Raw genomic sequence first — 320 nt, forward strand, 5'->3', positions numbered from 1 at the left:
AGGGCAGGGACGTAATCAACGCAAGCTGATGACTTGCGCTTACTAGGAATTCCTCGTTCATGATCAAGAATTTCAATAATCAATCCCCATCACGACGAAGTTTGACAAGATTCCCCGCACCTGTCGGCGTAGGACATGCTCGCTGACTTCGTCAGTGTAGCGCGCGTGCGGCCCAGAACATCTAAGGGCATCACAGACCTGTTATTGCCTCAAACTTCCACTGGTTTCGGAGCCAGTTGTCCCTCTAAGAAGTCGGCCACCATTCTGGAATGGTGTGACTAGTTAGCAGGTTAAGGTCTCGTTCGTTAACGGAATTAACC

1 rRNA gene is annotated in these 320 nt (G+C 50.0%); it reads right to left on the reverse strand.

What is annotated here, in order from left to right:
- Positions 1–4: 4 nt before the first annotated feature.
- Positions 5–320, reverse strand: a 16S ribosomal RNA gene (locus K6753_RS14440); the annotation flags it as partial.

This window comes from Novilysobacter selenitireducens, from assembly GCF_020026895.1.
GTDB lineage: Bacteria > Pseudomonadota > Gammaproteobacteria > Xanthomonadales > Xanthomonadaceae > Lysobacter_C > Lysobacter_C selenitireducens.